This is a genomic window from Pedobacter sp. HMWF019, assembly GCF_003061025.1.
Classification (GTDB): domain Bacteria; phylum Bacteroidota; class Bacteroidia; order Sphingobacteriales; family Sphingobacteriaceae; genus Pedobacter.
In genome coordinates this window covers 21,403-28,304 of the sequence record NZ_QAIL01000122.1, presented here as the reverse complement: position 1 = coordinate 28,304, position 6,902 = coordinate 21,403, and the positions used below count along the sequence as shown (strand labels likewise).

Below are 6,902 nucleotides of genomic sequence, written 5' to 3'. Positions count from 1 at the left end.
CCAACACCCAGGGCCACCAGATTAAAGCTGGACAGGGAACGCTTTAAGGTACCCTCTCCACTCTCATTCGCTTCGGCCAATAGTTGTGGAATAGATTTTTTAAATAGCATATTTTAGTTTGTAGTTAGTTTAGGTTTTTATGAATGTAGGTTGAATGTAAAATTATATCCGTTCCAAACCTAGTTAAAAAACTCTAAAAAGAAAAGGGATTTTCATCTGAAAATCCCTTTTAACGGTAACAATGATAGTGGTTTAAACGACCTCTAGGGTTTTATATGGATTGTTTTTGCAGCCTCAGTTTTCTTGATCAGTTTAGCCTGGGCATTGCTTGCTGTGCCTACAGCGATATGTGGGGCAATGATCAGTGATACAATAGACATCAACTTGATCAGGATATTCATAGACGGGCCGGAGGTATCCTTAAAAGGATCACCAACGGTATCGCCGGTTACAGAAGCTTTATGTGCATCTGATCCTTTATATTGCATGGTGCCATTGATCATTGCGCCTTTTTCAAAAGACTTTTTAGCATTGTCCCAGGCACCTCCGGCATTGGACTGGAAAATACCCATTAGTACACCAGATACAGTAACTCCTGCCAGCAATCCACCTAGAACTTCAGGCCCAAAAATGAAACCTACAATTAAAGGAACAACAATAGCAATGGCACCCGGCAGCATCATTTCCCTTATGGAAGCATTGGTAGAAATGGCTACGCATTTTTCATATTCTGGTTTAGCTTTATATTCCATAATGCCCGGTATTTCCTTAAATTGCCTTCTTACTTCCTGTACCATGGCCATGGCCGCGCGGCCAACTGCAGAAATACAAAGTGAAGAGAATATAAAGGGGATCATACCACCTACAAACAGGCCGGCAAGTACATTGGCTTTATATATATCAATAGAAGTGATTCCCGAAATGCCTGCAAAGGCTGCGAACAAAGCTAGGGAAGTTAAAGCTGCAGAAGCGATAGCAAAGCCTTTGCCCGTAGCAGCGGTTGTATTCCCTACTGCATCCAGATTGTCTGTACGCTCACGTACCTCTTTAGGCAAGCCGCTCATTTCCGCAATACCACCAGCATTATCAGCTATCGGTCCAAAAGCATCAATGGCCAGCTGCATGGCTGTTGTGGCCATCATTCCTGCCGCGGCAATCGCTACACCGTAGAACCCTGCAAAATAATAAGAACCGTAAATTCCCGCGGCCAATACAAGAATAGGCAGTACCGTAGACTCCATCCCCACAGACAAACCTCCGATGATATTCGTGGCATGGCCGGTAGAAGATTGATTAATGATAGATTGAACAGGACGTTTCCCCATAGCGGTATAGTACTCTGTGATTAAACTCATCAGTGTTCCAACCACCAGACCTACTAAAATAGAATAATATACTGCAGCGGAAGTAAACTCGAAGCCCCGGATAGACATGTGCTCCGGCAACATCCAATGTACCGCAAAATAGGCTGCAACAGCTGTTAAAAGAATAGACAGCCAGTTTCCAATATTTAAAGCATTTTGAACGCTGTCAGTTTCTTTGCTGATTTTTACAAACCAGGAAGAAACGATAGAAAAGATCAGTCCCAGACCGGCAATCAACATAGGCAGCAGGATGGGGGCCATGCCTCCAAACTGGTCTTCAGATTTAATTTCCTGGCCCAGAACCATAGTAGCCAGAATGGTGGCCACATAAGAGCCAAAAAGATCGGCACCCATACCGGCAACATCACCCACATTATCGCCCACATTATCTGCAATGGTTGCCGGATTCCTTACATCATCTTCCGGAATTCCGGCTTCTACTTTACCCACCAGATCCGCACCAACATCGGCAGCTTTGGTATAGATTCCACCGCCAACCCGGGCAAAAAGTGCTATACTCTCTGCACCTAAGGAAAAGCCGGCCAGTACTTCGATGGTTTTTTTCATATCCACGCCCGAAGCCAGACTCCCTGCGGGTACAAAACTGGTATACAAAACAATAAATAGACCTCCAAGACCAAAAATGGCTAAGCCTGCAACACCGAAGCCCATTACGGTCCCGCCGGTAAAAGAAACTTTCAGGGCTTTTGCCAGACTGGTTCTTGCCGCCTGGGTCGTCCTCACATTGGCTTTAGTAGCAATACGCATACCCAGGTAACCTGCAAAAGCCGAAAATACAGCTCCAATTAAAAAGGCAACTGCAATGACCGGGCTGGAATGAATAGGAGCCTCAAGGCTGCCCGTCATGGTTCCCGACCAGGCCAGCAGGGCGCCGGCAATAATCACAAAATAGGTCAGTACTTTCCATTCTGCCTTTAAAAAGGCCATGGCACCGTCGGCAATGTGGCCGGCAAGTTCGGTCATCGTCGCATCTCCTGCGTCCTGTTTACTTACCCAGGCACTTTGGATGGCCATAACCAGGATTCCTACCAGCCCGAAGACTGGTATCATGTAAATAAGATTGTTTTGTAGAAACTCCATAAATTATTTGTATTTGGTTAGATTGGTGATATGCGTTTGGTAATCAGCTTGCTTGGCTCTAGCTAATATATACAAAAATAAAAGTGTTTCCCACATTCGCAAATTTTTAATCCGCTGTTTAATCGAGGTGTTTTATTATTCAAATTTTTAAATATCTTAGTGCAGACCAACAGGAAAAACAAAACCAACCAAAACCAAACCAATGGAAAAAGATACACAGGGGCATTCTTTTAAAAGAGAACTAGGACTGCTCGATGGAACTATGCTCGTTGTAGGCTCCATGATCGGCTCAGGAATTTTTATTGTGAGTGCCGATATCGCCAGGCAAGTCGGTTCGGCCGGTTGGCTGATCCTGATCTGGGTAGCTACGGCCTTGATTACAATGACAGCAGCAGTAAGCTATGGGGAGCTGAGTGCCATGTTTCCCAAAGCCGGAGGACAGTATGTTTACCTCAAAGAAGCCTATAATAAGCTCATTGCCTTTCTATATGGCTGGAGTCTTTTCGGGGTGATTCAAACCGGAACCATTGCTGCAGTGGGTGTGGCCTTTTCCAAATTTACAGCGTATTTATACGAGCCCTTTAGTGAAAATAATATGCTCTGGCAAATTCAGACCGGGGTAAGTGGCAAAGGTGTACCCGAACATTTTTCGATCAGTGCTGCCCAGCTCGTTTCCATCATCACCATTGTATTATTAACTTATCTGAACAGCCGTGGGGTAAAAAACAGTAAGATCCTACAAACCATCCTGACGCTTGTTAAAATTCTTTCCCTGTTCGGATTGATTGTTTTCGGGTTTACAATCGGGGCTAAAGCTGAAGTCTGGAATGCCAACTGGGCCAATGCCTGGTCAACACGTTCTTTTAGTCTGGAAACGCTGCAATGGACCAATATCAGCGGAACTTTATTGCTCTCTGGCGTTTCAGCCGCAATGGTAGGTTCTCTTTTCTCCAGTGATGCCTGGGCAGGTGTAACCTTTATCGCAGGTGAAATTAAACGACCGGAGCGGAATGTTGGCTTAAGCTTGTTTCTTGGAACCCTCATTGTCAGCATCATTTATGTTCTGGCCAATGTGATGTATGTGGCCGTATTGCCTCTGGATGAAATTACCACAGCGAAATCAGATCGTGTTGCCGTAGTGGCTGCACAACATATTTTTGGACAGGCAGGAACGATTATTATCGCAGTGATGATCATGATCTCCACATTTGCCTGTAACAATGGACTGATCATGGCTGGGGCAAGGGTCTATTATACAATGGCCAAAGACGGATTGTTCTTTAAAAATGCAGCCAAGCTGAACGGTAATGATGTACCAGGCTGGGCGCTTTGGGTACAGGGTGCCTGGGCATCAGCTTTATGTTTAACAGGAAAATATGGAGACTTGCTGGATTTTGTAGTGATCATTGTTCTGATCTTTTACATCCTGACCATCTATGGTATCTTTATTTTACGTAAAAAAATGCCGGATGCAGTAAGGCCGTATAAGGCTTTTGGCTACCCGGTTTTGCCTTTTCTGTATATTATTGTCGCTTCGGCACTTAGTATTGCTTTACTCATTTATAAAACAAATACCTGTGGATGGGGCGTGCTGATTATGCTGCTTGGTATTCCGGTATACTATATGACAAAAGCAAAGGAGAAAGTCTAGCCCTTATTTTAGCTGATAGGCCATTATGCTCTTTTTCCAAAAGGTTGGAATGTATAAGATCCGTTTTACGGGATCATATCCGAGGTCGGCTGTGTTCTTCTTCTCTTCATGTGTATCCAGTAGAAGTTCATGCCGTCCGTCAGCATACACATAATAGACATAACCCGCCCAGGCTGTAAATAGAAAGTCGCCGTTTCCGACAGGTTCCAGGCCGTCGCCGCCATAAGGCAGTTCTGCAATTTTAGTTAGGTTTTTATGTGCATCTGCTTTTAAAATATTTTTACCACCAACAATGTACAGATCATCGCCAATCGCTTTTAGTCCATTTACACCAGCAATGCTGTCCAGATACAATTCAGGTATATCATTTCGGATGGCATAAATCCTTTTGGTACGGGAATCAGATACATATACAATGCCTTTACTGTCTACTGTAATGTCGTTCAGAAATTTAGTGTTTTCAATAGGGATTTTACGCAGTACTTTTCCTTTTGCTATATCAATCACCACCACATCGGTCAAATCTGCTGCATAAAGGGTATTCCCATAACGGGCCAGTCCTTTGGGTGCATTTAAACCTTGTATCCAATCGTGGTCCAGTATTTTTCCGTTCATGCCTATTTTGGCTACCCCACCAATGCCGTCTTTATCATTCGGGTTGTTTCCCATAATAGAAGTATACAAAATTTTAGCCTTGGTATCTGGTAAAACAGATTCGGGAAGATTAACTACACTGTCGGTTTCCCAGAGTTTAATGAGCCGGTGCTGGGCTTTCAATGGTAAACAAAGGCAGATGAAGGCTGCCAGGCTGAGGTATGATTTCATTGTCTTGAGTAAAGGTCGTTGATTAAAGGTAGTTCAATTCCGGGGAAAGAAGAAAAAATCCCGCTTTAAACTACTCAACTGATTTGGCTAAGTGTTGTGTTCTGTATACTTAAATTATAAATAGTCAGTCAGAATAAACAATTTTGGCTTTGAAGGGTTTCATTCAGAGGAGATTAATAACATGACATGATAAAAAAAGTGGCATTGATCGTAGCGCATCCGGATGATGAAACCCTGTGGGCTGGAGGCCTGGTATTAAGCCATCCAGAGTGGGACTGGTTTGTGGTCTGCCTGGCCAGGAAATACGATGAGGACCGGGCACCGAAATTTTATAAAGTAATGGATATCCTGGGAGCGTCGGGAGTGATGGGCGATATGGAAGATGGCCCAGAGCAATTCCCGCTAGCAGAGGAAGATGTGGAACAACGTATCCTGGAACTATTGCCCGAGCGGTTTTTCGATCTCATCATTACCCACGATTTGAACGGAGAATACACCAGGCACCTTCGGCATGAAGAAAGCAGCCGGGCCGTTTTGCAGCTCTGGACACAGGAAAGGATCTCATCGAAAGAGTTGTGGACTTTTGCCTATGAAGACGGACTCCGTGCTTATGCTCCGCAAGCCATTAAAGCAGCAGAATTGTATCATGTACTTCCGCCACAAATCTGGCAGCGTAAATACGACATCATGACCAAAATATATGGCTTTAATTCCCACAGCTGGGAAGCTCAAGCTACGCCAAGAGCCGAGGCCTTCTGGAAATTCACGGCACATACCGCTGCATTAAGTCGTCTCACTCATATCGAAAAAAAATGAAAGTACTTTTGTTATATGATTATCCGGCCTCACCAAGTGGGCTGGCCACCCAGGGAGATCTGTTATACCGCGGACTAAAAGAGTTAAATGTTGAAGTACATGCTGTACATTTTGAATCAGAACTGGAAAAAGAATGGTATTATCACTGGTTTAAACCAGATGTGGTGGTGGGTATAGGTTATTGGGGGCATACCCCAAAAATAGTACTCCATCCACAGCAGCACAATATGCTGGCCGTGCCCTGGCTGGTTGCGGATGGTTATATCGCCAATTATCAGGAGGTGCTCAATGCTTTGCCGCTGATCCTGGTTACCTCCAACTGGGTGAAAGAAATGTATGTCAGGGACGGCATTCGTCCGGAAAACATTTTGGTGCTGCCAGTAGGCTGTGATACGGAAACCTTCAGGCCCCGCTTAAAAACAGACCCGAAAGTACTGGCGGCAAGAGCCGCACTTGGCGTTTCCCCCGATGAACTGCTGATCCTGACCGTTGGAGGTGATGCCGCGTCAAAAGGTGGGCGAGAAGTGATGCAGGCCCTGGCGCAGATTAAAGTTCCTGTTCCAAGCTGGACATATCTTTGCAAAGTATGGCCGCAGCCGCGTACCGAGGTGCAAAATGCTTATGACCTCCAGCTTGCTGAAGAGCTTGGGATAGGTTCAAAAGTGAAATATGTGACCAATGTGATGTCACGCCAGTTTGCTCCCTATTTACTGGCTGCCTGTGATATTTACGCGGCGCCATCCCGTCTGGAAGGTTTTGGTATGCTCCAGGTAGAAGCCGGGGCCTGCGGAAAACCCGTCATTGGCATTCATGCCATGGGGATGCTGGATACACTGGTACATGGAGAAACTGCTTTTTTGGCTGAAGTAGGCGAACGAATTGTGCTCCACGAAACTACACTTGGATCAGAATCCGGATTTGAAGAAAACAGGAAGATCGTTTTTGAGGTGCCCAGAACAGTAGACTATAGGGCAAATGTTTCGGATATACGCGACGGGCTGGAGGAACTCCTGCTGGACGAAAACAAAAGAGAGTCCATGGGTGAGGCGGGCCGTAAAAGAGTAGTGGAACATTTCAATTACAAGGTTGTGGCTTCTAAATTTATCGCCCTCATCAATGAAAAATTAGGCATTTATTAAATGACG

5 protein-coding genes are annotated in these 6,902 nt (G+C 45.0%); 3 read left to right on the top strand and 2 right to left on the bottom strand.

The window, feature by feature from the left end:
• Positions 1-263: 263 nt before the first annotated feature.
• Complete coding sequence (locus tag DBR11_RS07675; protein ID WP_108551238.1) at positions 264-2,465, bottom strand: sodium-translocating pyrophosphatase; 2,202 nt, start codon at positions 2,463-2,465, stop codon at positions 264-266.
• A gap of 202 nt (positions 2,466-2,667) precedes the next feature.
• Between DBR11_RS07675 and DBR11_RS07670 the strand changes: the two genes are divergently transcribed.
• Entirely contained in the window at positions 2,668-4,116 is a 1,449-nt protein-coding gene (locus DBR11_RS07670; protein WP_108551236.1) for an APC family permease, read from the top strand.
• 3 nt (positions 4,117-4,119) lie between these two features.
• Here DBR11_RS07670 and DBR11_RS07665 read toward each other — a convergent pair whose 3' ends face one another.
• Positions 4,120-4,941, bottom strand: a complete 822-nt coding sequence (locus DBR11_RS07665; RefSeq protein ID WP_108551234.1) for an ATP-binding protein — start codon at positions 4,939-4,941, stop codon at positions 4,120-4,122.
• A gap of 186 nt (positions 4,942-5,127) precedes the next feature.
• Between DBR11_RS07665 and DBR11_RS07660 the strand changes: the two genes are divergently transcribed.
• On the top strand, positions 5,128-5,757 hold the full coding sequence (locus tag DBR11_RS07660) for a PIG-L deacetylase family protein (RefSeq protein ID WP_108551232.1): 630 nt from the start codon (positions 5,128-5,130) through the stop codon (positions 5,755-5,757).
• Positions 5,754-6,896, top strand: coding sequence for a glycosyltransferase family 4 protein (locus tag DBR11_RS07655; RefSeq protein WP_108551229.1), 1,143 nt, complete (start codon positions 5,754-5,756; stop codon positions 6,894-6,896). Before DBR11_RS07660 ends, DBR11_RS07655 begins: the two co-directional genes overlap by 4 nt.
• Positions 6,897-6,902: the final 6 nt, after the last annotated feature.

Bases quoted from the DNA above. Each gene is read 5' to 3' on its own strand.
- DBR11_RS07665 (WP_108551234.1), bottom strand. From the start codon at position 4,941: ATGAAATCATACCTCAGCCTGGCAGCCTTCATCTGCCTTTGTTTACCA.
- DBR11_RS07660 (WP_108551232.1), top strand. From the start codon at position 5,128: ATGATAAAAAAAGTGGCATTGATCGTAGCGCATCCGGATGATGAAACC.
- DBR11_RS07655 (WP_108551229.1), top strand. From the start codon at position 5,754: ATGAAAGTACTTTTGTTATATGATTATCCGGCCTCACCAAGTGGGCTG.
- DBR11_RS07670 (WP_108551236.1), top strand. From the start codon at position 2,668: ATGGAAAAAGATACACAGGGGCATTCTTTTAAAAGAGAACTAGGACTG.
- DBR11_RS07675 (WP_108551238.1), bottom strand. From the start codon at position 2,465: ATGGAGTTTCTACAAAACAATCTTATTTACATGATACCAGTCTTCGGG.